This window comes from Sphingobium sp. 15-1 (assembly GCF_013375535.1).
Lineage (GTDB): Bacteria > Pseudomonadota > Alphaproteobacteria > Sphingomonadales > Sphingomonadaceae > Sphingobium > Sphingobium aromaticivastans.
Genome location: NZ_JABXJG010000002.1, coordinates 747,361 through 770,507 on the forward strand (window position 1 = coordinate 747,361; position 23,147 = coordinate 770,507).

The window sequence follows — 23,147 nt, forward strand, 5'->3', positions numbered from 1 at the left end:
CAACATTTTTACCAACAAAACGCATGAATTCCAAAATCCGTTTAGAATCCCACGGATAAGGATGATACTTCAATTAACATACTGATAAAAGGCAATTTATTTTAATTCACTTGAGACTTTGTTGGTCGTTCTGGTCCTAAATATCGCTCCACTGCCGGAACTCGAAATTGGCAAGATTGGGCCAGCTTGTCGGGCTGGTCGGTCCCAGCGAGGGACGAACCGACAGTTTCGAATATTGGTGACTATAGTTGCGGCCGAAGGAGGAACTGACATCATAGTCCCAGCCCCAGAGCGCGCCGCGCAAACCACCCACGAACTGTAAATCGTTCTCGTCGATATTGTTGAGCGGATAATAGCCGTCCGGGAAAAGCGCGGTGAAATTGGCGGTGCTGTTGGGGCGGCGGAAATTATTGCCGACCTGGGCGTCGCGCTCGCCATAGGTACCGAAGCTGTAGAGGGTGACATTCTCCGTCACCGGCAGTTCGGCATTATAGGACAGGTTGAACGCCTTGATCTGCGGATCGCCATTATGCGCGCCGTCACGGCTCCATTGCGCGTTGCGGGCATTGGCCTGGGCGACATTGGCCAGCACCTGATCGCGGGTCAGGCCGCTGGTCGCCGCCACCTGATCCACCGAGCGATTGGCGGGCAAGCCATAGATGTTCGTATCGGTCGCGGGCAGGTTCCACCAGGCTCCGCCGCGCTTGCGGATGTCGCCGCTGAGCGTCAGGAAGCCGCCGTCACCGATCTTCGTGCCGTAACGGATCGTGCCCTTCCAGCTATCCGGACTGCCATTGGCGTCATAGAGCGTGTCATAGGTGAAATCGCCGCTCAGCCCTTCCTTCTTGGCCAGTTGGATATTGATGACCCCGGCGATGGCGTCGGTGCCATATTGGGCGGCAGCGCTGTCCTTCAGCACCTCGATCCGGTCGATGGCGCTGGTGGGGATGAGGTCGATGTCGACCGGGTTCGCGCCGGAGGTGTCGGCGGTCGAATTGTTGAGGAAGGCGCCATTGTGCCGGCGCTTGCCGTTGACCAGCACCAGCGTATAGGCGGGCGCCAGGCCGCGATTGGTGACCGGACGCCCGATGGAGAAGACGCCCGCATGGGTCGCGCCGAAATTGAGCGAGGGCAGCAGTTTGGACAGCGCCTCGCCAAATTCCGCCGAGCCGGTGGCCTGCAATTTCTCCGCGCCCACCACGTCGATCGGCGCAGGGCTTTCCGCCACGGTGCGCGGCGCGCCGCGCACGCCGGTCACGATGATGGCGCTGGCGTCGGCCGCTTCAACGTCAGCGCTGTCGGGCGTCGCAACGCCTTGTGCAAAAGAGGGCGACGACGTCAGCAGCGCGCCTGCAACAGCGGTCGAACACAGATAGAGACGATTGAGCTTCATGGATTTATCCCCCGTTTCCGGGGACCGTCTATTTACTATCGAAATGATTGAGAAATGACTTCGCTACCGGAACTATGAGTAAATTTGAATTTTAAATCTGCTTGCCGGTGACGAAGTCCAGCTTCATCCGCCCTTGCCGAAACTGCGGTCGAAGGCGTCCGCGACCGGGCGCTTGCCCTCGGTCAGACCGGCTTTCTGGAAGCGCTGGGTGATGGCCTGCTCATGCGCGACGATCTTGCCGTCGATGGGCTGCGCGACGCGGTTGTTGCGGTCGAAACTGGCGCGGGCGATGTCGAGCGGCAAGCCGGTTTCCTTCGCCAGCACCTGCGCGAATTCATCGGGATGCGCACGCGCCCATGCTACGGCCCGCGCCTCCCGCTGAAGGAAATCCGCCAGCAGCGCCCGTTTGGACTCGATGGAATCGGCATAGGCGATGTCGATATAGAGCGGCAGGCCATAATCCTTCGCGTCGACCACCCCCCGCGCGCCTTCCTTGATCGCCACATTGGTATAGGGCGTCCAGGTGGACCAGGCGTCGATCGCGCCGCTGTCGAAGGCGGCCTTGGCATCGCCGGGCGGCAGGAAGGTGACGCGTATCCGGTCCGCCGGGATATGCGCCCGCTCCAGCGCCTGGAGCAACAGGTGATGGCCGATCGACCCCCGCGTGGTGGCGACCGACTTGCCGATCAGATCCTGTATCGAATGCGCGGGCGAACCCTGCTTCACCACGAGGGCCAGCGCCTCCCCGGCCTGGGCGGCGGGCGCCTGCACGCCGATGGCCTTGACCGGGCTGCCGCTCTGATAGGCGAAGATGAAGGGCGCGTCGGCGGCCAGGCCCAGGTCCGCCGCGCCGCCGCCGACCGCCTCCAGCAAAGGCTGGGCTGCCGGGAATTCCGACCATTCGACCGTATAGGGCGCGTCCTTGAGCACGCCCGAGGCGATCATCATGGATTTGACCTGCCCCTTTTGGTTGGCGACCCGCAGCACCGTGTCGCCGCTGCCGCCGAATTTCGCGGCGGCAAGGCCAAAGCCCGCCGCCGCCGCCAATGCCACCGCGATGATCGCGCCCCTGTTCTTCGCCATGTCAGCCCGCCAGCGCCAGACGAGCCTTGTCGCGCTCAGCCACCTTGCGCCGCACGACGGGGAGCAGTTCCCGGCCATAAAGGATGGAATCGCCCAGCGGATCGAACCCGCGGATCAGGAAATGATCGATGCCGATGTCATAATAATCGAGCATGGCGTCGGCCACCTGTTCAGGCGTGCCGACCAACCCCGTGCTGTTGCCCGCCGCGCCGGTGAGGGCCGCGACGCCGGTCCATAGCCGCTTGTCCTGCCGATTGGTGCTGGCGGTTTCGAGCAGGCGGAGCGAACCGGCATTGGGCGGACGATGGCCGGTGAGCGGCAGGCCGGCGGCGATGCGGTTTTCGCGCACCTGCTCCTCTATCTCCGCCGCGCGCTTCCACGCCGCTTCCTCCGTATCCGCGATGACGGGGCGCAACGACAGGGAGAAGCCCGGATCGCGGCCATAGCGCGCCGCCGACCGGCGCACATGCCGCACCGTGTCCTGCACGGCCTCCAGCGTTTCGCCCCAAAGGGCGTAGACATCGGCATGGCGGCCCGCGACCTCGATCGCTTCGGGCGACGAACCGCCGAAGAAGACCGGCAGATTATCGGGTTTGACGGCGCTGAACGCCTGTTTCACGTCATAGAATTTGCCCCGATGGTCGAAGGGCTGGGCCGCCGTCCATTCCTGACGCAGGATCGACAGATATTCGTCGGTGCGGGCGTAGCGCTCCGCCTTCACGCTTTTCGTGTCGCCGTCCCGCGCCATTTCCTCGTCGGCGCCGCCGGTGATGATATGCACGGCGACGCGGCCGCCCGATAGCTGATCCAGCGTCGCCAGTTGCCGGGCCGCGACCGTCGGCTGGGTGAAGCCGGGCCGGTGCGCGACCAGAAAGCCGAGGGCAGAGGTGATGGCCGCCGCATGGGCCGCAACAATCTGGCTTTCCGGGGTATTGGAGCCGAAGGGGATCAACACCCGGTCGAAGCCGCCCTCTTCCTGCGCCCTCGCCGCCGCCTCGACATAATCCTTGTCGAGCACGCGGCTGCGCACTGCCGACTGGGTTTCTGAGCCGTTGTTGAAACCGATATAGCCGATGAACCTGACGCTCATGGTCGTCCCTTCCCCAATCAAATCACGAAAAAGCCGTGGGTGCCGTCACGCTCCAATTGGGCGACGAGGCCATATTCCCAGTCGAGATAGGCCTGCATGGCGGCGGCCTTGTTGTCGGTGCCCTCATAGGGGCGCTTGTAGCGGCCCTCCGGCCCACGCGGGCTGGGCGCGCCATCCGACCCTTTTTCCAGCGCCACGGCGGACCAGTCCACGTCCAGCACGAACACCTCCCACCCCAGTTGGGCGAGCCAGGACGCGCTCATGTCGGCGCGGGGGCCGAGATCGTCGGTGACGACGATGCGCGCCCCGCGCACCGGGGCGTTATGGTCGGTTTCCTGCACTAGCTGGCCGCCCTGCGCATTGCGGAAGCCGGGCAGATGGCCACTCTCATATTCACGCGGCTGGCGCACGTCGTAGAGGTAGAGGGTGCGGGCCGTGTCCGCCTTCAACTCTTCCAGTTCATCCCAGCCGATGCGCTTCACCCCGGCGCGATAGGCGACGTCTCGGGCATGGGCGCGGGCGTCCTCGACCGAGCGATTGTCCACCTCCGGCGCGACGCGGGTCTGGCCGGTCTCCAGCTCCTGCCCCGCGAGCGTCCAGCCGATCGTGCCGTTGCGCAGCGCGAAGATCGGGTTGGGCAGACCCGCATTGACTAGTGACTGCGTGCCGATGATCGAGCGGGTCCGGCCAGCGCAATTGACGATGATGGTCGTATCCGGATCGGGCGCGATGGTCCGGGCGCGCAGCACCAGCTCGGCGCCGGGCACGCTGGTGCCGGTCGGGATGCTCATCGTGTTATATTCGTCGTAGCGGCGGGCGTCGAGGATCGCGATGTCGGCCTTTTCCCGGATCAGCGCCTGCACCTCCTCCGCCGCCAGCGAGGGCGTATGGCGGCGATGTTCGACCAGCTCGCCAAAGGCCTTGGAATAGCTGTTCACATCCTCGAACAGCTCGTAACCCGCCTCGCGCCAGCTATGGAGACCACCCTCCAGCTCGCGGACGTCGGTATAGCCCAGCCCCTCGAACCGCACGGCCGCCTTGCGCGCCAACCCTTCGCCATCGTCATAGACGATGACTGGCGTATCCAGCCGGGGAATGCGCCAGCGCGCTTCCTCATCGATCCGGCGCAGCGGAATCTGCGCGGCGAAGAGCGGGTGGCCCTGCGCGAATTCATGCTCCTCGCGCACGTCGATCAGGGCGATCTCGCTGCCGACCAGCAGGGCGCGGCGAATATCCTGCGGCGTGGCAGTCTGAATACGGTCCAGCGTGTCGGTGGTCATGCGTTTCTCGATCTGTCCCAGAGGTTGGGGATCACGCCGTTGGCGTAACCCGATATGAAGCTTTTGGGGGTGCCGTCGGCGGCATAGGTCGCCCGCTCGACCGCGCCGATATTAGCGCCATAGACATGGATGCTGATCGATGGCTGGTCCGGCAGGCCGTTGGTCACGCGATGAATGTCCCCGATGCGGGGGGAGACGGCGTCGACTTCGCCTTCCCGCAGAAATTGTTCGCCATGCGGGATCAACCGGCCATCGGGCGACTGGCGAAAGCGCTCCACCTTTTCGACGCCGCGCAGCACGCCGACCAGGCCCCAAACGGTGTGATCATGGATCGGCGTCGACTGGCCCGGCCCCCAGACGAAGCTGACGACGCTGAACCGTTCCCGGCTGTCGCAATGGAGCAGATATTGCTGGTAGCGCTCCGGATGCGGGCGGGTGAATTGCTCCGGCAGCCAGTCGTCCCTGGCGATCAGACGGCTCAGCAGGGCACGGCCGCTTTCCAATATCGCCCCTTCATCCCGCGTCGCCGCCAGCAGATCGGCAAAGGCGGTGACGAAGCCGCGCAGGCGGCCTATGTCCGCGCCGCCTTCGACGGGTCGGACTATGGTGGCGACTGCGTTCATTCGGCTGCCTCGACGATGGGGGCGAAGGGCAGGACGTCATCCCCATGAACGTCGCCGCCCAGGTAGGAGAGCAGCTTTTCGCGCAGACGGCCGGAAATGCCGGAGCGTTCGCCGCGTGGGGCGGTGACCCGCTCCTGCGCGACGATGCGGCCCTTGTTGAGCACCAGCACCCGGTCGGACAGCGCGATCGCCTCCTCCACATCATGGGTCACGATCAGCACGGCGGGCCGATGGGCGCGCCACAACGACAGGACGAGATCATGCATGCGGTAACGGGTCAGCGCGTCCAGCGCCGCGAAGGGTTCGTCGAGCAGCAGCAGTTTCGGTTCGCGCACCAGGGCGCGGGCGAGCGCGACGCGCTGCGCCTCTCCGCCTGAGAGAGTCAGCGGCCAGGCGTCGAGGCGGTGGCCAAGACCGACTTCCTTGAGCGCCGCTTCGCTGCGGTCGCGCACCCGGTCGCCCTTGAGGCCCAGGGCGACATTCTTCCACACCGGCTTCCAGGGCAGCAGCCGCGCATCCTGGAACACCACGGCGCGGGAATCGGGCACTTCCACATCCTGGCCCCGCACCTCGTCCAGCCCTGCCAGCGTGCGCAGCAGCGTGGTCTTGCCCGAGCCGGAACGGCCCAGCAGGGCGATGAACTCACCCGGCGCGATGTCGAGGTCCAGGCCATCGATGATCGTGTTGGGACCGAAGCGGCGGGTGAAACCGCGCAGCCTGACCACCGGTTCGGGATGCGGCAGGTCGCGATGGTCGGCGGCGCTTTGCAGGGCGGTGAATCCGAGGCGGGCGTCCATGCTTATTGCTCCACTATGCTGGGGCGCCAGATCAGGGCGCGGGCTTCGACGGTGCGGACCAGCCAGTCGGCGCCAAGGCCGAGAATGGCGTAGACCATGAGGCAGACGACGATGATGTCGGTCCGCATGAAATCGCGGGCATTGTTGATGAGATAGCCAAGCCCGGCCGAGGCGTTGATCTGTTCCGCCACGACCAGGACCAATATGGCGACCGACAGGGCATAGCGCAGCCCGACCAGCAGCGAAGGCAGAGCGGAGGGCAGGACGACGTGCCAGATCTGCTCCCAACGGCTGAGGCCGAAGCTTTTCGCCGCATCCAGCAAGCGCAGGTCGACGCCCCGGATGCCGCTATAGAGATTGAGATAGACCGGAAAGACCGCCGCGAAGGCGATGAGGGCGATCTTGGGCGTTTCCCCGATCCCGAACCAGACGATGAAAAGCGGCGTGAGCGCCAGCACGGGGATCGTCCGCTTGATCTGCATCAGCGGGTCGACGGTCAGTTCTCCGGTCCGCGACAATCCGGCAACCAGCCCAAGGGCGAGGCCCAGGCCCACCCCGATCAGCAAGCCAACGGCGACTCGGGCGAAGGACACCAAAAGGTTCGAGGGCAGTTCGCCCGACAGCAGCATTTCCGCCAGCGTGCCGATCACGGCCGAGGGCGCGGCAAGGGTACGTTCGGGGATCAAGCCGCTGCGCGACCCCAATTCCCAGAGCAGCAGCAGGATGACGGGCGAAAGCCAACGCCCACCGAAACGCGCCAGAGAAAATCTCCGCCCGCCGGCATGCCCGGTACCGCGTCTGTCCACTGCCAAAACCGTCATCAACTCGCCCTCTTGGTGGTGAGGGAAAGCCCAACATGAATTGTCTACCAATTCAATTAAGTTTTATTGGACTGACCTATAAGAGCTGCTCATAGGAAGCGATTGGCCGCAAAATATGCGCCATCGGCCTTGGGAAATAGCGGGTTTGCGCGCTTCAGCCGTTTGAGCCAAGATTTTTCTGGCCGCGTTAAATCTCTACTATTTTGATTGATATATAAGCCTTGGCGATAAGACAGCGACTCCGTTCCCGGCTTCGGATCGGCGTCTTTCCCATTGCATTGAGGTTTTCATGCCGGTCAATCTGCCTACCAATTTGCTGCGCAGCTTCGTGGCCATCGTCGACACCGGATCGATGCTGAACGCGTCAGAGCAGGTGTTCGTGACCCAATCCGCGCTCAGCCTTCAGATCAAGCGGCTGGAGGAATTGGTGCAGCAGACGCTGTTCCTGCGGGAAGGGCGGCGGTTGAACCTGACCTCCGCCGGGGAAGTGCTGCTCGATTATGCGCGGCGGGTGCTGCTGCTGCATGACGAGGCGGTCGCAGCGGTCAGCGCCGGCCGATTCGCCGGGCCAGCGCGCATCGGCATGGTCCAGGACTTTGCCGACAGCCTGCTCAGCGGACTGCTGTCGCGCTTTTCCGAACTGCACCCCGACGCGCAGATCTATGCGCGGGTCGCGGGCACGGCGGAGTTGCAGACCCTGCTGGAGCGCCGCGAACTCGACATTTTGCTGGGCTTCGCCGCGCCCAATGATCCGCATGCGGTGACGGTCGCGCCGATGAGCTGGTATGGCGAAGGCGCATTGGTCGATCGGGAAGTGATCCCCCTGGCCGTGCTGGAGGAGCCTTGCCGCTTCCGCGAAGCTGCGATCCGGGCGCTGGAGGATAGCGGGCTGCAATGGCGGATCGCCGTGGAGACGCCCAATCTGGCGACGCTGAAGGCGGCCGTGGGGGCGGGGCTAGGCATCACCTGCCGCACCCATTTGTTCCTGGAGGACGGCCAGGGGCTGGAGCATGAACGGCTGCCGTCCCTGCCGCGCGTGGCGGCGATCCTGCGGGCCGGGGAGAAGCTGGACAAGGCGGCGCACCGGCTGGCCGAACTGGCGCGGGAGACGGTTCAGACGCTTTAGGGCTCTGAAACGGCGGATAGTCGTCAGCAGTTCACCACCCGAAAAACCGTCATGCTGAACTTGTTTCAGCATGACGACGATAATGGGCTTGACCGGTATCGTTCCGGATGCCGATCCTCCCTAATAACCCCGCGCCGGATCGACGATGTCGCTGGGCTTTTCGCCCCGGACGAAGCGGGACAGATCGTCATTGACCTTGTCCAGCAACCGATGACGGATCAGCGTGTAATTGCTGGAAATATGCGGCGTCAACCGTACGCGGGGATGGGTGTAGAGCGCATGGCCGGCGGGCAGCGGCTCTGGATCGGTGACGTCCAGAGTGGCGAAGCCCAGCCGTTCCCGGTCCAACGCGTCGATCAGCGCTTCCTGGTCGATCACGGAACCCCGCGCCACGTTGATGAGGTGCGCGCCCGGCTTGATCCGCGCAAACAGCGCTTCGTTGAAAAGGTGGCGGGTTTCCGGCGTGCCGGGCACGGCGACGACGATATGATCCGCCTCCGCCACCAGCGTTTCCAGATCGCGGACATGCTGCACGCCGCTGACGCCCGATTGCGCGCCGCTTCGCCGCAAGCCGATGACCTGCGCGCCAAGGGCCAGCCCGCGCCGGGCCACCGCCGTCCCGATCGCGCCCAGCCCGACAATGCCGATGGTCGTTCCGGACACCCGGCCCAGCGGAACGGGCACCCACTGCTCCCGCGAGCGCGCCGTCGCCGCCTCCAAATTCTTGGCATGGGCATAGATGGCGGCGATCACATAATCCGCAATCTCCTCCGACGCGACGCCGCGGCCGCAGGTGACGAGAGGCGCCTCCAGCAGCCAGTCGGGATAGAAATCCACGCCCGCCGAGGCGCTATAGACCCATTTGAGCCGCCCCGGCCATATTTTGGGCCGCTCCTGCGCGGATTGCCGCCAGGCCAGCGAAGGCCGCACCAGCAATATGTCCGCCTCGTTCGCGGCGGTCCACGGCTCATCCTCCGCCACGTCGATCAGGGTCGGGGCCGACGGGTGCAGGCCAAGGCTGCGGTTGAAATCGGGTTCCAACTGGCTGGCGATGATCAAGGACATGTCAGTTCCCCAGCGCGGCGCGTCCCGCCGCGATCAATATGGTGTCGGTTTGCGGCGAATGGATGCGGCTGCACAGCACGTCGCGATAATGGCGCTCCAGCGGATTCTTGCGACTGATGCCCGGATTGCCGGTCAGTTCCAGCCCGATCTCCACGGCGCGGATCGCATTGGCGGTCGCGAGATATTTGATGTTGTTGACCTCCACCGCGCCGGGAGGATCGCCCGCATCGTAACGTGAGGCGGCGTCACGGATCAGCGTGCGGTTGACCTGCAGCAGCGCCTCGATCTCCCCGAACTTCTCCTGCACGCGGGGCAAAGTCGCCAGCGCGGCGCCCAGATTGCTGGGCACCCGGTCGTTGAGATAGGCGCGCAGCCAATCGCGCGCGGCCCGCGCCACGCCGTCATAGATGGTGGAAATCGACAGCGCGTTCCAGATCGCGAGGCTGGGGTCACCCGCGCCCGCCGCCCATTGTTCGGGCAAGCGGATGTCGACCGCATGATCCAGCGGAACCGGCGTATCCGCGAAATGCACCGCATGGCTGACCGTGGCGCGCATGCCCAGATGATCCCACGCCGCTTCTATGGCGATGCCCGGACTGTCGGAACGGACCAGGAAATTGCCGACACGCGGATTTTCCTCATCCGTCTTCGCCCAGACCGAAAACCAGTCGAGGCCCGTGGAACCGGTCGAGTAGATCTTCGTGCCGCTGATCGCCCAGCCGTCGGTGGTGCGCCGGGCGACCGTCGCGGGCAGACCGCCGCGCACCGGCGTCCCCAATTCGGGCTCGACGCGCAACCCGCCGATCAAGCCGCGCCCCTGCACCGCCTGCCGCGCCAGTTGCTCGTAAATCCCTTGCGGCCAGCCCTGCGCCCTCGCCGGAGTCGCATGATAATGATGGGTCATCATTATGCTAGCTCAGGACAACGCCAAATGGCCCTGCCCAAAGCGGCGGATTTCCGTCGCTTTTTTGAGCCTGCCGATCCGGCATCATCATTTCAAGAGGAATCGCGATAAAAGTTGCGATAAACATGCTCGCCCGCTCCAGCCATGATGTTGCTACCGCCAACGCCGATGCCGACGTTAGCGGATCAAGGGTCGGCGCATGGAGTATACCGGACTGCACGCACTCACATCTGAATTTTTCTCAAGCAATGAACTCAACAATTCATTTGTGCGCATGGAGAAACGGCTCCAAGCCAGCGCTTCACGGCGGTGCTGGTTATAACCGCCGGCGACAGAATCTAGGTTCAACAAAGCGCTGGAAAAACAATGGCGACAGCACACGACTTAAGGCCCACTGCTGTTTCAGATGACGTGCTGGCCACCCTGCGTGAGCGGTTCGGTAGGACAGCCTCCGATCATGACCGTGACGCTTCCTTTCCTTTTGCAAATTTTTCCGCCCTGCATGACCACGGATTGCTGGCCCTAACCATTGCGCCCGAAAAGGGTGGTCGCGGAGCGGGACTTGCAGAGGCAAGCCGCGTTGTGCGGGAGATTGCGAAGGGAGATCCTTCAACAGCTCTTGTACTGATAATGCAGTATCTGACTCATGCCGGCGTGCGTGGGAGAGACCACTGGCCCGCACATCTGCGCCGCCGCATCGAGGCTGAAGCGGTGTCTCGCGGAGCGCTTGCGAATGCGTTGCGTGTCGAGCCGGAACTCGGAACGCCTTCGCGGGGGTCTGCCCGCTACCACGGCGAGACGTGACGGAGACGGCTGGCGGATTTCTGGTCACAAGCTCTTCTCCACCGGGAGCCCGATCCTGAGCTACATGATAGTCTGGGGGCGGACGGAAGGCGACGATCCGCTGGTCGGCTATTTCCTAGTGCCGGCAGACAGTCCCGGCATACGCATAGAAGAAACGTGGAATCACGCAGGGATGCGTGCTAGCGGCAGCCACGACGTTATCCTGACTGACGTGGCAATTCCATTCGACCATGCTGTGGACTTAAGGCGGCCTGAGGAGTGGAACGAGGACAGTTCGCTTCAGACCGCGTGGATGGTAGGCCTTCTGGGAAACCTCTATGATGCGGTGGCGCATCAGGGCGTGACTGGTTCGCTGAGTTTGCGCGCTCCCGGGTACCTAGCAATCTGGGCGCACCGCTCTCGACGCTTTATCGGTATCAGGAACTGTTGGGCCGCATCGATGCTCTACTACTCAACAACAGGATACTGCTGCAGGACCTAATCCGTCGTACCGAAGAAGGAGCGCCGCCCCCTGCATCGGAGGCGCAGCTCCTTAAATACCTCATTACTGGTAATGCCATCGACGCCGTTGCACTGGCGGTAGAGGCCACGGGCAATCCAGGGCTCACCCGCAATAATCCGCTGGAGCGCCACTATCGCGACGTGCTGTGCAGCCGCGCCCACGCCCCACAGAATGATTCAATCCTGACTGGTGCCGGACGCATCGGCTTCAGTCAGTAGGCATTTACCTCTCCTGTCCAATGATAGATGCGACCTGGCGCGCGTAGTGGATTGGGCGGGTGCGAGTGGGACTGTGGTATATCCCAACTGCGCGCCAAAAATTCTTTGAATTATGGAGCGCCGAGAGAAATATCCATTTTGCCGCGTCCACGTTGAAGCAGGCATCATCCCGGAGCAAAGACCATACCTGTGGCTCGCTTCGGCCGGTCAGCCGGGCGATGCGAGGCACCCACCAGCTGTTTACCTGCATGGGCCCCAGGTCGACCGAGCCATCCTTATTCCTCACTTCCGCACCGATCCATCCCCCCTCCTGCCTCCGCAGGGCTCGGAGCGTTCTTTCAAGCCACGGTCGCCTGGCAGCCGCCTCATGAATGCAATGGTTGATCGAATCCTCCGATCTGGTGGTGTCGCGGTCCCTAGACTGCGCATAAGCTGGCGTTATCTTCGCGCTAACTCGCGCGCCTGTGCCCTCGTCATGTTCAGCCGCAAAAGCTGCGGCTATTGTCAGGTGCAATGGCCGATCGCCCAGCGCTTCCAGGAGGAGTTTGGCTGGCAGGTTATTCGGCGGGATCTCGACGCCCATCCTGAGCAGGGGCAACGGTTCGGGGTAGAGGTGACGCCCACGATGATGGTCATCAAGCGCGACAGCCAACAGCGGATGGTGATCGCGAGCGGCGTCGAAGCCTATCCCAATCTCTCCGCCATGGCCTATCAGGCGGTGCGGCTCCTCAATGGTGACATCCGTCCCGAGCAGTTCATGACTGGCGCGGGCGAAGAAGGCGGCTTCTTCGATGCTTTGGCCAATGGGCCGGTGTCAGCCAGCTCCGCCGATGGGTCGGCAGCTACGTTATCGTTGCAGGAAGACCGCCGATGAGGGCGCCCGATTAAACCGGCGTGAGCGCGGCCCGACCACGGCGCTTCGCGATCTTAACGGCCTGAACGTCGAAGCTGACGAACGTCTCGCCACCCAGCCACTGGCCTTCATGGGTGATAACGCCGTCTACAAAATCCCCACCGGCATCGAGAAATGCGAGACCAGCCTCGACCGCTGCATGATCGACTTCGACATTGTCGGCCGCAATCAAGGTGCGAAGCATATCGGCGAACTCTCCGCGGCTGACCTTGAAACCCTTGATCAGGACCCAGGCAAGTTCGCACAAGGTCGGCCGGGTCAAGGCGACGAGCTTCGCCCCATCGAGCTGCGCTCGCGCCAGGGGGCTCTGAACCTCGTCATCGTCGGTAATGGCTCGAACCAGAATGTTGGTGTCAGCGATGATCTTCACAGTTCGCCGGCCCAACCCTTTCCGATGATCTCGTTCATCTCCTCGATGCTCATCGGCTTGCGTCCCTCTCGCTTCAACATACCGAAGACATCGGAGATTTTTCCGCTGGGCTTCATCGCGTGGATTTCGATGCGACCATCGGGCAGCTTCTCTACCGCGACCCGGTCGCCGGGTTGCAGGCCAAGATGCTTGAGTAGATCCTTCTTGAGGGTAATCTGGCCCTTGGTCGTGATAGTTAGCGCGTTCATATCCTTTCGTGGATAAATGTAAGGCATTACCGCCTTACATTCAAGCATGGCATCCTGATGCTGATAATGGCGCTCTTGCCGGGCATCACCACGAAGATCTCCGCCGCCTTCCCAACTGAGAGAAAACAAGGCGAGGCAGGCCGCGATCAACCCGGTCACCACATCGCGTGAACTGATCGCCTGGCTCGCGCGCGTCCCACAGACCCGCGAATTTCCGTCCGACGTTGATGAGATGTTGCGATCCGAGGGAAGGCTGTTCGTCGTCGAAATGAGTTCAGCGCCGGACTGCTTACCGTGCGGCGACCTTTGGACGCGGCTCCTCCGCTTCGCCCGCACCTATGGCTGGCAGGTCCGCACCATCTCCTCCAACGAAGCGCTCCTCCGCTCCGGTCGGCTTGGCCTTCCATGGGTCGGCCATCCGGTGCGCTGGGTGCGGCCGGCGGCGGACAAGGATCGTCTCGTTCCAGCTGCAATCGGCACCGACCATGACGCAAATCTCCGGCGAAACATCTACCTATCGACGAAATTGCTGACAGGCGTCCGACCGGAAATCGGTCTGCGCGCCATGTCCAAATACACCGGCATCATCGCGCCTCCCCGCGCGGCATCAACCCAAACCACGCCAAAAGGGAGCCGACCATGGCGGGTCTCAGCCCTCTCCTTCTCCAGCAAGGACACCCGCCATGGCCCCTATCTGTCGCCAATCCCTGCCCAGCATCGCGGCGCTCGGCATCGCGCTGACCACTCCCGCCGCCCATGCCCAGGGCTGGGCGGAAAGCTGGTTCGACAATGTGACCTATACGAGCCCCGGCAGCTTCGAGGATCAGACCCGCGGCTATGTGACGGCGGGTGGGATATCCGGCCGGGTCGACGTCCATAATGATTATCTCATGAGCCTCACGCTCCCCAAGGTGAAGGCCGGGTGTGGCGGCATCGACATGTTCTTGGGCGGCATGTCGTTCCTCGACCCCGACTATCTCGTCCAGAAGCTCGAAAGCATTCTTCAAGCCGCGCCCGCAGTCGCGTTCCAGTATCTCTTCGAAACGCTCGATGAAAAAATGGGAAATATCATCAGCAAGATGGAGGCGGCGACGAATTACCTCAACTCCATCCAGGTGAATGACCGTCGCCTTTCGAACCGCATGGTCCAGCTCGCCAAGGGCGACGACAATATGTCGGGCATCATCGAGGAGATGACCGGCTATCGATCGGTAAAACAGGGCTTCGCCAAAAGCTGTCAGCAAAGCCGGGAGAAGATCGAGGCGAATTCCAACAATCCCACGGAGGATCTGAAGGACGCGCTCTCGAACTGCCCCGCGGAGGTCACCGACATCTTCCGGACCGGCTCGCTTCGGCGGGGTCATAACTTCGCTTTGCAGAAGGTCCAGCAGTTCGTTTAAAGGCCGATCGTCTGGATTTTGGATCACAATGAATTATCGCCATTCCTTCCATGCTGGCAATAGCGCCGATGTCGTGAAGCACAGCCTACTGATTGCCTTGGTGCGGGCCTTGCAGCACAAGCAGGGCGCGCTGACTCTGATCGACACCCATGCTGGCTGCGGGCTGTACGACCTTGGCGGTGACGAAGCTCAACGCACCGGCGAGGCTACGGGGGGCGTGCTGCGGGCCTTTGCCGACCCGAACCCCTTGCTGGACGACTACCGCGCCGCCGTGCAGGCGGTAAATGTGGGTGGCGAACCGCACCTTTACCCCGGCTCGCCGCAGATTCTGGCGCAGCTTTTGCGCCCGCAGGATTTTCTGATCCTCAACGAAAAGCACCCGGAAGACGCTTACACCCTCCGCGGCGTGATGCGGGGCACCAGCGCGGCCGTGCATGAACGCGACGCCTACGAGCTTTGGCTGGCTATATTGCCGCCCCGCACCGCGCGCGGCGTGGTGGTGGTCGACCCGCCCTACGAGCAGCCGGACGAACGCGCGCGCATCACCGCCACCCTCGCCGCCGCTCACCGCAAATGGGCGCATGGCGTGACGGTGATCTGGTATCCACTGAAAGACCGCGCCACGCATTTGCAGTGGAAGAAGCACTTACGTAAGCTCGGTATCCCGAAATTGCTGCTGGTGGAGCATTGGCTATACGATAGCGAGCAACCCGGCATTTATAACGGCGCGGGCCTCTATATCGTTAATCCACCCTACGCTTTCACGCAGACACTGCCGCCACTGTTGGAAGCTTTGCGCGCGGCGTTAGCGCCCGAAGGGCATAAGGGCGAGATTATATCCGATTGGTTGGGTGATTAAAATAAACCCTCACCCCACCCTTCTCCCAGAGAGGCAATTGCCGCGCTTCAGGTTGCAAACAAATTGGGTCACGCTGATTTTTGAAACACGGTTTCACGCTGGGTGGCCTGCTCCAGACGATTGTGCCTATGAGGCGCAAGACGAATATGACAAGGCCGCTGCGGAGGAATGGGCTTGCCGGGCGTGAAAAGTCGCCGTCTGCACAGACAATCAGGCTGCGTTCGTCGCGCGCCTCAAGGAACTGGACGAGTATCAGGCGACGAGCACGAGTTATGGGTGGAGTGCGGCCGCTGGCATGCTAAAGGCGTGTCATGCTTCATACACACGGCCGTACTGGCACCGTCGAAATCGATGGGTTCAAATATGACTGGGAACTCCTCAGCGAACCCCAATTGTCCTCTTCCGATGGCTGGAAGGGCATGACGGTTTCCCTGCGTCAGAAAGATATGCCACGTGAAGCAGTGCTGGAATTTCCGACGCCAAAGCGCCTGTTGAAAGGATTGCCGAAAGGACGTTTGCATATCAACGACGCGATTGCTTCGCGAGGCGTGCGGGCAGCCTTGTCGGCAGGATGGGATCCTGCGTCGCGAGGCAAACCCACTGTATTCATGGTCGATGCCAACGGCGATTAAGCAGACGGAAATCGTGCGCTCCAACCACCGCAGATGTAGACTTAGTCGGACAACATCGTGCCATTGGCCCGCTCACGCATTGGAAGAGCGGTCGGTCCGCACCTCGGGAACGCAAATTCGGTGATGAACGGCTGAGATGGGTCGACGGTGGCAAGGGCTTAGGGGTGCTTGCCATTGGCGGCGTCCCGCAGTTCGGCACCAATATCGCGCGGAAAGCCGACGGCTAGATGATCGATGAGTGCACGAACTGCCGGTGCCAGACCCCGGCGTGTCGTGAAAACCAGATGTACGATCCCCTGCAGCCCGCGCCAGGCTGGAAGCACGCGGACAAGGCGCCCTGTCAGGAGCGCTTCCCGGCAGACATGATCAGGGAGGATCGCTACGCCCAGGCCATTGATCGCGGCGGTCCGAACGGCTGCCATATCGGCACAGCCCATGCGTGGTGCCATGCGAATGACGTGCTGGCGACCATCTTCGGCCTCCAGATGCCATTGGAGATCGTCCGCAGCGTCGTTGGTCGCCAGTGCAGGGAAGGAGGCAAGTTGTTCGACATCATCCAACTGGCTCGCGATCTGGGGACTGGCGACCAGAATGCGGGTGGATTTGCCCAGCGACCGCATCGTCAACGCGGCATCGCTGTCCAGGGTCGCCCGCACCCGAAGCGCCAGGTCGATCCGCTCCTCGATCAAGTCGACGGCGCGATCCGTCGCCACGAGTTGGAGGCGCACCTTCGGGTAGCGGACAAGAAATGAGGAGATCAGGTCGGAGATCGGCTCCATCATGCCCGTAGGGCAACTGAAGCGGATACGGCCATGGGGTTCGGACTGCGCTTGCATGACGAGTGCCTCCGCCTGCTCGGCTTCGGCCAGCATCGCTCGGCACCGTTCGTAAAAGGCCTGGCCCGTGTCCGTCACGCGAAAGCGGCGGCTGGACCGTTCGATCAGGCGTAGCCCTAGCCTTTCCTCCAGACCGGCTATGCGCCGGCTGAGCTTCGATTTGGGTTCGCGCAGGGCACGGCCGGCGGCGGCAAAGCCACCATGGCTGACCACCTCGGCAAAATAGGCATAGTCATTGAGGTCGATCTTCACCAGCGTTCCTCCAGTAGAACGCTAAGTGCCATATTTGCCGTCTACATGCATCATCGTTCTTGTTTCATTTGAAAGGGGCACCGGCGCTTCGCCGGAAACCCAAGGAGACTGACGATGACGGACAGGTTCAACAACAAGGTGGTGGTGGTGACCGGCGGCACGAGCGGCATCGGCCTTGCCACGGCAAAGGCATTCGCCGCCGAGGGCGCATCGGTGTTCATCACCGGCCGCCAGCAGGAGGCGCTGGATGCGGCCCTTCGGCAGATCGAAGGGCGCGTGACCGGCGTGCGCGGCGACATGTCCAATCTGGCAGACATCGATCGCCTGTATGACGCGGTCCAGCAGCAGCATGCGCAGATCGACGTGGTCTTCGCCAATGCTGGCGGCGGCGATATGGCGCCATTGGGCGCGATCACGGAGGAGCATTATCAGAGCATCTTCGACACCAATGTGAAGGGCGTTCTTTTCACCGTGCAGAAGGCGCTGCCGCTCCTCAAGGACGGCGCCGCCGTGGTTCTGACGGGATCGACCGTCAGCATATCCGGCACGCCTGCCTTCAGCGTCTACTCAGCGACGAAGGCTGCGGTGCGCAATTTCGCGCGCAACTGGATACTCGACCTCAAGGACCGTCATATCCGCGTGAACACGGTCAGCCCCGGCGTCACGGACACCGCCGGCCTGAACGAACTGTTCGGTGGCGGTGAGCAGGCCAAGGGCACCAAGGATTATCTAGCCACCCTTATCCCTGCCGGCCGGATCGGCCAGCCTGAGGAGATCGCCAGAACCGTGCTTTTCCTGGCATCCGATGAGGCGAGCTTCGTCAACGGTGTCGAGCTTTTTGTCGATGGAGGACAGTGTGGAGCGGCGTGCAAAATTGACCCCCTTAGCGGGGTGATCGGCGTCTAAAATTGACCCCCATCATTCCAGAGTGTGAGGCGTCGCGGCTTGGACTTCCAGGCGGCGAGGATGGGGATGTTGATTGTGGAGACTATTGCCAAGATTCGCAGGGAGCACAGGGAAGGTAAGCCGATCAAAGAGATCGCGCGTGATTTACGGTTGTCGCGCAACACGGTGCGCAAGGCGATCCGTGCGCCGGAGGCGGATTTCAGCTACGAACGCAAGGAGCAGCCTCGACCGCAGACCGGGCCATTTCGCGAACGGCTGGACGAGTTGTTGGTGCAGAACGAGGAACGGCCCCGGCGTGATCGGCTACGGCTGACACGGATACACGATCTTCTGGAGCGTGAGGGTTTCACCGGCTCCTACGATGCGGTTCGGCGCTATGCGGCACGCTGGAAGCGCGAACGCCGGACCGACGGCGGCGATATGAGCAAGGTGTTCATCCCGCTCATGTTCCGGCCGGGTGAGGCCTATCAGTTCGACTGGAGCCACGAGGACGTGGAGATCGCCGGCAAGCCGATGCGGGTGAAGGTAGCTCATATGCGGTTGTGCTGGTCGCGGGCGCCGTATGTGCGGGCCTATCCGCGCGAGACCCAGGAGATGCTCTTTGACGCGCATGCCCGGGGCTTTGCCTTTTTTGGCGGGGTGCCGACGCGCGGCATTTACGACAACATGAAGACCGCGGTGACGAGCGTGTTCACCGGCAAGGAGCGGGTGTTCAACCGGCGCTTCCTGATCATGACGGATCATTATGGCGTCGAGCCTGTGGCTTGCAGCCCGGCGGCAGGCTGGGAGAAGGGACAGGTCGAGAACCAGGTCCAGACCAGCCGGGAGCGGCTGTTCAAGCCCCGGTTGCGCTTTGCCAGCCTCGAAGAGCTGAACGCCTGGCTGGAGGCCGAGTGCCGACGGTGGGCCGAGCGTTATGCCCATCCAGATCTGGAAGACATGACCATTGCGCAGGCGCTGGAGATGGAACGATCCTCGCTGCAGTCATTGGCCACGCCCTTTGACGGCTTCTTCGAGAGCGAACATGTGGCGAGCGCAACCTGCCTGGTGAGCTTCGATCGCAACCGATACTCGGTCATGGCGAGTGCGGCCCGGGAGGCGGTGCAACTGCGCGCCTATGCCGACAGGATCGTCATCCGTTGTGCAGGCCAAGCGGTTGCCGAGCATGCTCGCGTGTTCGGCCGCAACCAGACGGCGTTCAACCCTTGGCATTATCTGCCGGTCCTGATCCGCAAGCCGGGAGCATTGCGCAACGGCGCTCCCTTCCAGGACTGGGATCTTCCGCCGGCCCTGGCCCAACTGCGCCGCAAGCTGGGCAAAAGCGATGACGCAGATCGGCGCTTCGTCCGGGTGCTGGCAGCAGTGCCCGAAGATGGGCTGGAGGCGGTCGAAGCTGCCGTCCGCGAAGCTATGATGGCGGGTACGGCCAATGACGAAGTGATCCTCAACATCCTGTCGCGCCGACGCGAACCCCAGCCCACCCAGGCCATCAGCGTCCTGGTCGATCTGAAGCTCAAGCATCCGCCCATCGCCGACTGCGCGCGTTATGACATGGTGCGAGGCCTCGATGCAGCGGCATGAGATGTTGGCAGCCCTGAAGGGGCTGGGCCTAAAGGGCATGATCGCCGCGTTCGACGATGCCGTTACCAACGGCGTCCGTCGTGACCGGACCGCCATGGAGATGCTCGGCGACCTGCTCCGCGCTGAAGGCGCGCATCGAGAAGCCGCTTCGATCCGATACCGCATGACTGCGGCCAGGCTGCCGGCCATCAAGGATCTCGACGGCTTTGTGTTCGCCGATACACCGATCAACGAAAGCCTGGTGCGTTCACTCCATGCCGGTTCATTCCTGCCGGAAAGGCGCAATATCGTACTGGTTGGTGGCACCGGCACCGGCAAGACACATCTCGCGCTTGCCATCGCCGCTGCCGTGGTTCGTGCCGGGTCGAGAGGACGGTTCTTCAATACTGTCGACCTGGTCAATCGTCTGGAGGAGGAAACCCGGCAGGCCAAGGCTGGCAACCTGGCCGCCCAGATGGCCCGCCTGGACGTCGTGGTGCTGGACGAACTCGGGTATCTGCCGTTCGCCCGTTCAGGAGGGCAGATGCTGTTCCATCTGATCAGCAAACTCTATGAAAAGACCTCGGTGATCATCACCACCAATCTCGCCTTCGGCGAATGGCCGAGCGTCTTCCAGGATGCCAAAATGACAACGGCGCTGCTGGACCGCGTCACCCACCACTGCGACATTATCGAGACCGGCAACGATAGCTGGCGGTTCAAAAACCGAAGCTGAGACGAGGAAAAACCCCTTCCCCCGGACCCCCATCCCCGGCGGTTACCCCGGTGGGTCCACAGGCACCTCCCGCGGACGCCGCCGCCAGCGCTCCTGACGGCGCGCGGCGGCGTCCGCGGGTCCCTCCTATGGACTACCGGGATAACCGCCGGCACTCACAAAAAGGGGGTCAATGTTGGGCGCCGATAGGGGGTCAACTTTGCGCGCCGGTTGACACATCAAGGCATCACGCTTGGCTTCCACCGCCTTGATTTGATCCAGCAGCAATTCGAGACGATCAATTTCGCGGGAGATTTGGGCCTTGAGATGACCCGGAAGCGGGCGGCCATCGCCGGTTCGCAAGGTCTCCAGTTGGGAACGACGGTCGCGCCGAAGCAACTCATAATCGCGGATGCCTTGGCTGAAGAGCAAGCCTTTGATGCGATTAACGTGGAGCACCCTCTCGGCGACAAGCGCTTTGCGTTCGCGGCAGATCCGTCGCCGATCCTCGTCCTCAACAGAAGGCACCCGTACCATCGAGCACGCGCGCGGTTCGCCACGTTTGTAGGCCATGAGCGTGCGCACCAATACCTCTCCGTCGAGACGATCCGTTTTGGCGCGCCGGTTTCGGCGTGATACCGCGATCGAAGCTGCGTCGACCACATGGCTGTCGATCCATTCTTCCCGCTTGAGCGCCCGATCGATCCAGAACCCATCGAAACCCGCCTCCTGGATCACCACCAGGGGATAGAGCTGGCCCGTTCGCATCTGTGCTTTCCGGCGCAGTTCGTCAAAGCAACCAAACAAACCAGCCAGATCTCCACCGACAACGGTGTAGCGCGACATCTTTTCGCTACCAGGCGCCAATACCGTCACCAGCCAGGTCGATTTACTCAGTTCCAACGAGACAAAAATTGCGCCAAGATCGACACGGATAGCGGCAGGCAACTCGGCTCGGATCAATGTCATAGCAGGCATGTTGATCTCCAGGGTAAGTCTTTTAGCAACCTCACCTTGCCACAGTGTCGGCTGCTATCCACTCATCATGGGATCTGAAGTCGGAGGGGTTCCTCCTTCAAGGGGACTCTAAAAGATGTTCTTTCCGATGTCGCTTGAAAACCCCTATCACCTTATCCTTGGGTGCGAGGCCACGCCGGTGGCTGAGCGCCATCCAAATCTCGATTGGTGTTCTTAACCAAAACTGTCGGCGCGACGTAGCACGAACCGCAAATGCGCCTCAGTTCGAGCCAATTCTTTCTGCACGGTTCGCCGATGCAAGCCGAATTCGCTCGCAATAGTCGCGAGCTCCTTTTCGTCGCGCCACCGCGCCAGGAAAATTGCCCGGCGCCGTTCCGGCAGCATACTCAGCTCATGGAGGACAAAGTTTAGTTCGCTTATCCCGATCAGCACCCTTTCCGAATCAGGAGCAGTGTCCACGAGATTTTCGATCATACTCGCGTCTAACGGTGTGTTGCGCTTTTCTCGCCGGACGAGGTTGTGGCCCAGATTGACGGCCATTCGGTATAGATAGGCCCTCGGCTTATCAATGCTACTCGATAGGGATCCGGTGCAAATCCTCACGTACAGGTCTTGGAGTACATCGGTAGCAAAATCGATCGAACCAAACTTTCTGGTAAGCCTGCGCAAAAACTGAACGTAGTCCTGCGACAGGAAATCAAGCAAATCGACGGTCGGGGCTCTATCCTCTTTTTCAAACCGCCGGGGCGCAATAAGTCCGGCATCAGCTTTTGCGCGTGCAGGATCGGGAAGCTCGGTAGCTCGATCACGCTTCATTCGGCGCCATGATCTCCACTTCGGGCTTTAAATGCGCCCTAGACGTAGCCTCTTGGTCAGTCCCCGTTTTCCTATCGAGCGCAATTTCAGCTGTCGAGCTTGGAGAGATGTGCCAACGTTTCTACGCCTCTCGATCTGTCAAATTCGAAAAATTACCATGGCTTTTGAATAGCTTTGATAGGCCGGCGGCGTGGACTGACGCGACCCTGGGAGACATCGACGCAAAAAGCCAACTTCCCCTTCCCACGGTTGGGCGGCTTGAGCTATAAAAAGTTCCGCATTCTCGGCACGGAGACGGAGCGTTGATCCCGTTCACGGCGAGAAACGTCATCATCGCTGCGCTTCTTTCGTTGGCGAATGCCTATTTCGCCATGCCCTCGGACTCACACCCACCTTGCGCGAGAACGTGTTGGTGAAATGAGCCTGGTCCGTGAACCCACAATCCAACGCAATGCGTACTATCGGGATGGCAGAGATGCGCAGGAAATCTTTTGCGTGCGCGACTCGTTGCTCCAGCAGCCAAGCATAGGGGGAAATTCCTACGGAATTCGAGAACGCCCGCTCGAAATAATTGACTGACAATCGGCAGTTGAAGGCGATATCGGCAATTGAAACCGTGGACGCCAACCGCTCACGCATGAGGTTCTTTGCCAAGCTCACCTGCCAGGGAGCGAGCAGCGGTCGTCGTCGTGGCCCCCGAACAGCCGGGGCAGTCGCTGCTCCTGAAATAATGGCACATACGCCAGTCGCTCCATCTTCGGCTGCGACAGATCCGCCACGCACGCTCAAACCCGCTCCGCCATAACGGCGCCCCTTCAATTCCAGAGGCAGCTTAAAGTGACGCCGTGGGATTAGGCGCCCCACCTCTCTGGCGGCCACCGATCCGGCGACAATTACGGCAAGCCGAAATAAGCCCGGAAAGGAAGCAACCCTTACATTCCCAAAAGGCTGACACC

At 62.1% G+C, this 23,147-nt stretch carries 20 protein-coding genes and 6 pseudogenes; 11 read left to right on the forward strand and 15 right to left on the reverse strand.

Features of this window, described 5'->3' with window-relative positions:
• Window positions 1-136 precede the first annotated feature (136 nt).
• From HUK72_RS19600 to HUK72_RS19630, 7 genes are all read right to left on the reverse strand, one after another.
• Window positions 137-1,393 (reverse strand): TonB-dependent siderophore receptor, encoded by a 1,257-nt coding sequence (locus HUK72_RS19600; RefSeq protein ID WP_176598292.1) that lies wholly within the window; start codon window positions 1,391-1,393, stop codon window positions 137-139.
• A gap of 123 nt (window positions 1,394-1,516) precedes the next feature.
• The gene (locus HUK72_RS19605; protein WP_176598293.1) at window positions 1,517-2,476 is read right to left on the reverse strand and encodes an ABC transporter substrate-binding protein; all 960 of its coding nucleotides are present in this window, start codon (window positions 2,474-2,476) and stop codon (window positions 1,517-1,519) included.
• Between the two features lies 1 nt (window position 2,477).
• Window positions 2,478-3,566, reverse strand: coding sequence for an LLM class flavin-dependent oxidoreductase (locus HUK72_RS19610; RefSeq protein WP_176598294.1), 1,089 nt, complete (start codon window positions 3,564-3,566; stop codon window positions 2,478-2,480).
• A 17-nt stretch (window positions 3,567-3,583) separates the two neighbouring features.
• Complete coding sequence (locus HUK72_RS19615; protein ID WP_176598295.1) at window positions 3,584-4,846, reverse strand: rhodanese-like domain-containing protein; 1,263 nt, start codon at window positions 4,844-4,846, stop codon at window positions 3,584-3,586.
• Entirely contained in the window at window positions 4,843-5,469 is a 627-nt protein-coding gene (locus tag HUK72_RS19620; protein ID WP_176598296.1) for a cysteine dioxygenase, read from the reverse strand. Before HUK72_RS19620 ends, HUK72_RS19615 begins: the two co-directional genes overlap by 4 nt.
• Window positions 5,466-6,266 (reverse strand): ABC transporter ATP-binding protein, encoded by an 801-nt coding sequence (locus HUK72_RS19625; protein ID WP_176598297.1) that lies wholly within the window; start codon window positions 6,264-6,266, stop codon window positions 5,466-5,468. Before HUK72_RS19625 ends, HUK72_RS19620 begins: the two co-directional genes overlap by 4 nt.
• Window positions 6,267-6,268: 2 nt before the next feature.
• On the reverse strand, window positions 6,269-7,087 hold the full coding sequence (locus tag HUK72_RS19630) for an ABC transporter permease (RefSeq protein ID WP_176598298.1): 819 nt from the start codon (window positions 7,085-7,087) through the stop codon (window positions 6,269-6,271).
• Window positions 7,088-7,376: 289 nt separating this feature from the next.
• Here HUK72_RS19630 and HUK72_RS19635 point away from each other — a divergent pair, with 289 nt between their 5' ends.
• A complete protein-coding gene (locus HUK72_RS19635) occupies window positions 7,377-8,213 on the forward strand; it encodes a LysR substrate-binding domain-containing protein (protein ID WP_176598299.1) in 837 nt (278 codons plus the stop codon).
• A gap of 120 nt (window positions 8,214-8,333) precedes the next feature.
• Here the strand turns inward: HUK72_RS19635 and HUK72_RS19640 are convergent, their stop codons facing one another.
• Window positions 8,334-9,278, reverse strand: coding sequence for a D-isomer specific 2-hydroxyacid dehydrogenase family protein (locus tag HUK72_RS19640; protein ID WP_176598300.1), 945 nt, complete (start codon window positions 9,276-9,278; stop codon window positions 8,334-8,336).
• Window position 9,279: 1 nt separating this feature from the next.
• Window positions 9,280-10,188, reverse strand: a pseudogene (locus HUK72_RS19645) (acyl-CoA dehydrogenase family protein); the annotation flags it as partial.
• 360 nt (window positions 10,189-10,548) lie between these two features.
• Here HUK72_RS19645 and HUK72_RS27340 point away from each other — a divergent pair.
• From HUK72_RS27340 to traF, 4 genes and pseudogenes are all read left to right on the forward strand, one after another.
• Complete coding sequence (locus tag HUK72_RS27340; RefSeq protein ID WP_255325877.1) at window positions 10,549-10,986, forward strand: acyl-CoA dehydrogenase family protein; 438 nt, start codon at window positions 10,549-10,551, stop codon at window positions 10,984-10,986.
• Window positions 10,916-11,140: pseudogene (locus tag HUK72_RS27345) on the forward strand (acyl-CoA dehydrogenase family protein); the annotation flags it as partial. The gene HUK72_RS27340 and the pseudogene HUK72_RS27345, both read left to right, overlap by 71 nt.
• 206 nt (window positions 11,141-11,346) lie before the next feature.
• A pseudogene (locus tag HUK72_RS27350) lies at window positions 11,347-11,706 on the forward strand (acyl-CoA dehydrogenase family protein); the annotation flags it as partial.
• A 436-nt stretch (window positions 11,707-12,142) separates the two neighbouring features.
• Window positions 12,143-12,580, forward strand: a pseudogene (gene traF / locus HUK72_RS19655) (conjugal transfer protein TraF); the annotation flags it as partial.
• A gap of 10 nt (window positions 12,581-12,590) precedes the next feature.
• On the opposite strand, the gene HUK72_RS19660 reads toward traF, so the two are convergent.
• Window positions 12,591-12,989: a type II toxin-antitoxin system VapC family toxin gene (locus tag HUK72_RS19660; RefSeq protein ID WP_176598302.1), complete on the reverse strand. Its 399-nt coding sequence runs from the start codon at window positions 12,987-12,989 to the stop codon at window positions 12,591-12,593.
• The gene (locus tag HUK72_RS27660; protein WP_369806019.1) at window positions 12,986-13,396 is read right to left on the reverse strand and encodes an AbrB/MazE/SpoVT family DNA-binding domain-containing protein; all 411 of its coding nucleotides are present in this window, start codon (window positions 13,394-13,396) and stop codon (window positions 12,986-12,988) included. Before HUK72_RS27660 ends, HUK72_RS19660 begins: the two co-directional genes overlap by 4 nt.
• Window positions 13,397-13,920: 524 nt before the next feature.
• Here HUK72_RS27660 and HUK72_RS19670 point away from each other — a divergent pair.
• The 3 genes and pseudogenes from HUK72_RS19670 to HUK72_RS19680 form a co-directional block, all read left to right on the forward strand.
• Window positions 13,921-14,589 (forward strand): annotated as a pseudogene (locus HUK72_RS19670) (conjugal transfer protein TraH); the annotation flags it as partial.
• Between the two features lie 76 nt (window positions 14,590-14,665).
• Window positions 14,666-15,496, forward strand: a complete 831-nt coding sequence (locus tag HUK72_RS19675) for a 23S rRNA (adenine(2030)-N(6))-methyltransferase RlmJ (RefSeq protein WP_176598303.1) — start codon at window positions 14,666-14,668, stop codon at window positions 15,494-15,496.
• Between the two features lie 311 nt (window positions 15,497-15,807).
• A complete protein-coding gene (locus tag HUK72_RS19680) occupies window positions 15,808-16,128 on the forward strand; it encodes a hypothetical protein (RefSeq protein ID WP_176598304.1) in 321 nt (106 codons plus the stop codon).
• A gap of 158 nt (window positions 16,129-16,286) precedes the next feature.
• Here HUK72_RS19680 and HUK72_RS19685 read toward each other — a convergent pair whose 3' ends face one another.
• Window positions 16,287-17,216 carry a LysR family transcriptional regulator gene (locus HUK72_RS19685; RefSeq protein WP_176598305.1) on the reverse strand — a complete coding sequence of 310 codons (930 nt, stop codon included), beginning with the start codon at window positions 17,214-17,216 and terminating at the stop codon, window positions 16,287-16,289.
• 114 nt (window positions 17,217-17,330) lie between these two features.
• Here HUK72_RS19685 and HUK72_RS19690 point away from each other — a divergent pair, with 114 nt between their 5' ends.
• The 3 genes from HUK72_RS19690 to istB all read left to right on the forward strand — a co-directional run bounded on the left by HUK72_RS19690 (window position 17,331) and on the right by istB (window position 20,418).
• Entirely contained in the window at window positions 17,331-18,122 is a 792-nt protein-coding gene (locus tag HUK72_RS19690) for an SDR family NAD(P)-dependent oxidoreductase (protein WP_176598306.1), read from the forward strand.
• Between the two features lie 66 nt (window positions 18,123-18,188).
• Window positions 18,189-19,703: an IS21 family transposase gene (gene istA / locus HUK72_RS19695; protein ID WP_176597709.1), complete on the forward strand. Its 1,515-nt coding sequence runs from the start codon at window positions 18,189-18,191 to the stop codon at window positions 19,701-19,703.
• Window positions 19,690-20,418: an IS21-like element helper ATPase IstB gene (gene istB, locus HUK72_RS19700; protein ID WP_176595381.1), complete on the forward strand. Its 729-nt coding sequence runs from the start codon at window positions 19,690-19,692 to the stop codon at window positions 20,416-20,418. The genes istA and istB overlap by 14 nt, the downstream gene beginning before the upstream one ends.
• 204 nt (window positions 20,419-20,622) lie before the next feature.
• Here the strand turns inward: istB and HUK72_RS19705 are convergent.
• The 3 genes and pseudogenes from HUK72_RS19705 to HUK72_RS19715 all read right to left on the reverse strand — a co-directional run.
• Window positions 20,623-21,366: pseudogene (locus HUK72_RS19705) on the reverse strand (IS110 family transposase); the annotation flags it as partial.
• A 222-nt stretch (window positions 21,367-21,588) separates the two neighbouring features.
• Window positions 21,589-22,191, reverse strand: coding sequence for an RNA polymerase sigma factor (locus HUK72_RS19710; RefSeq protein ID WP_176590491.1), 603 nt, complete (start codon window positions 22,189-22,191; stop codon window positions 21,589-21,591).
• Between the two features lie 330 nt (window positions 22,192-22,521).
• Entirely contained in the window at window positions 22,522-22,830 is a 309-nt protein-coding gene (locus tag HUK72_RS19715; protein ID WP_218036179.1) for a helix-turn-helix domain-containing protein, read from the reverse strand.
• Window positions 22,831-23,147: the final 317 nt, after the last annotated feature.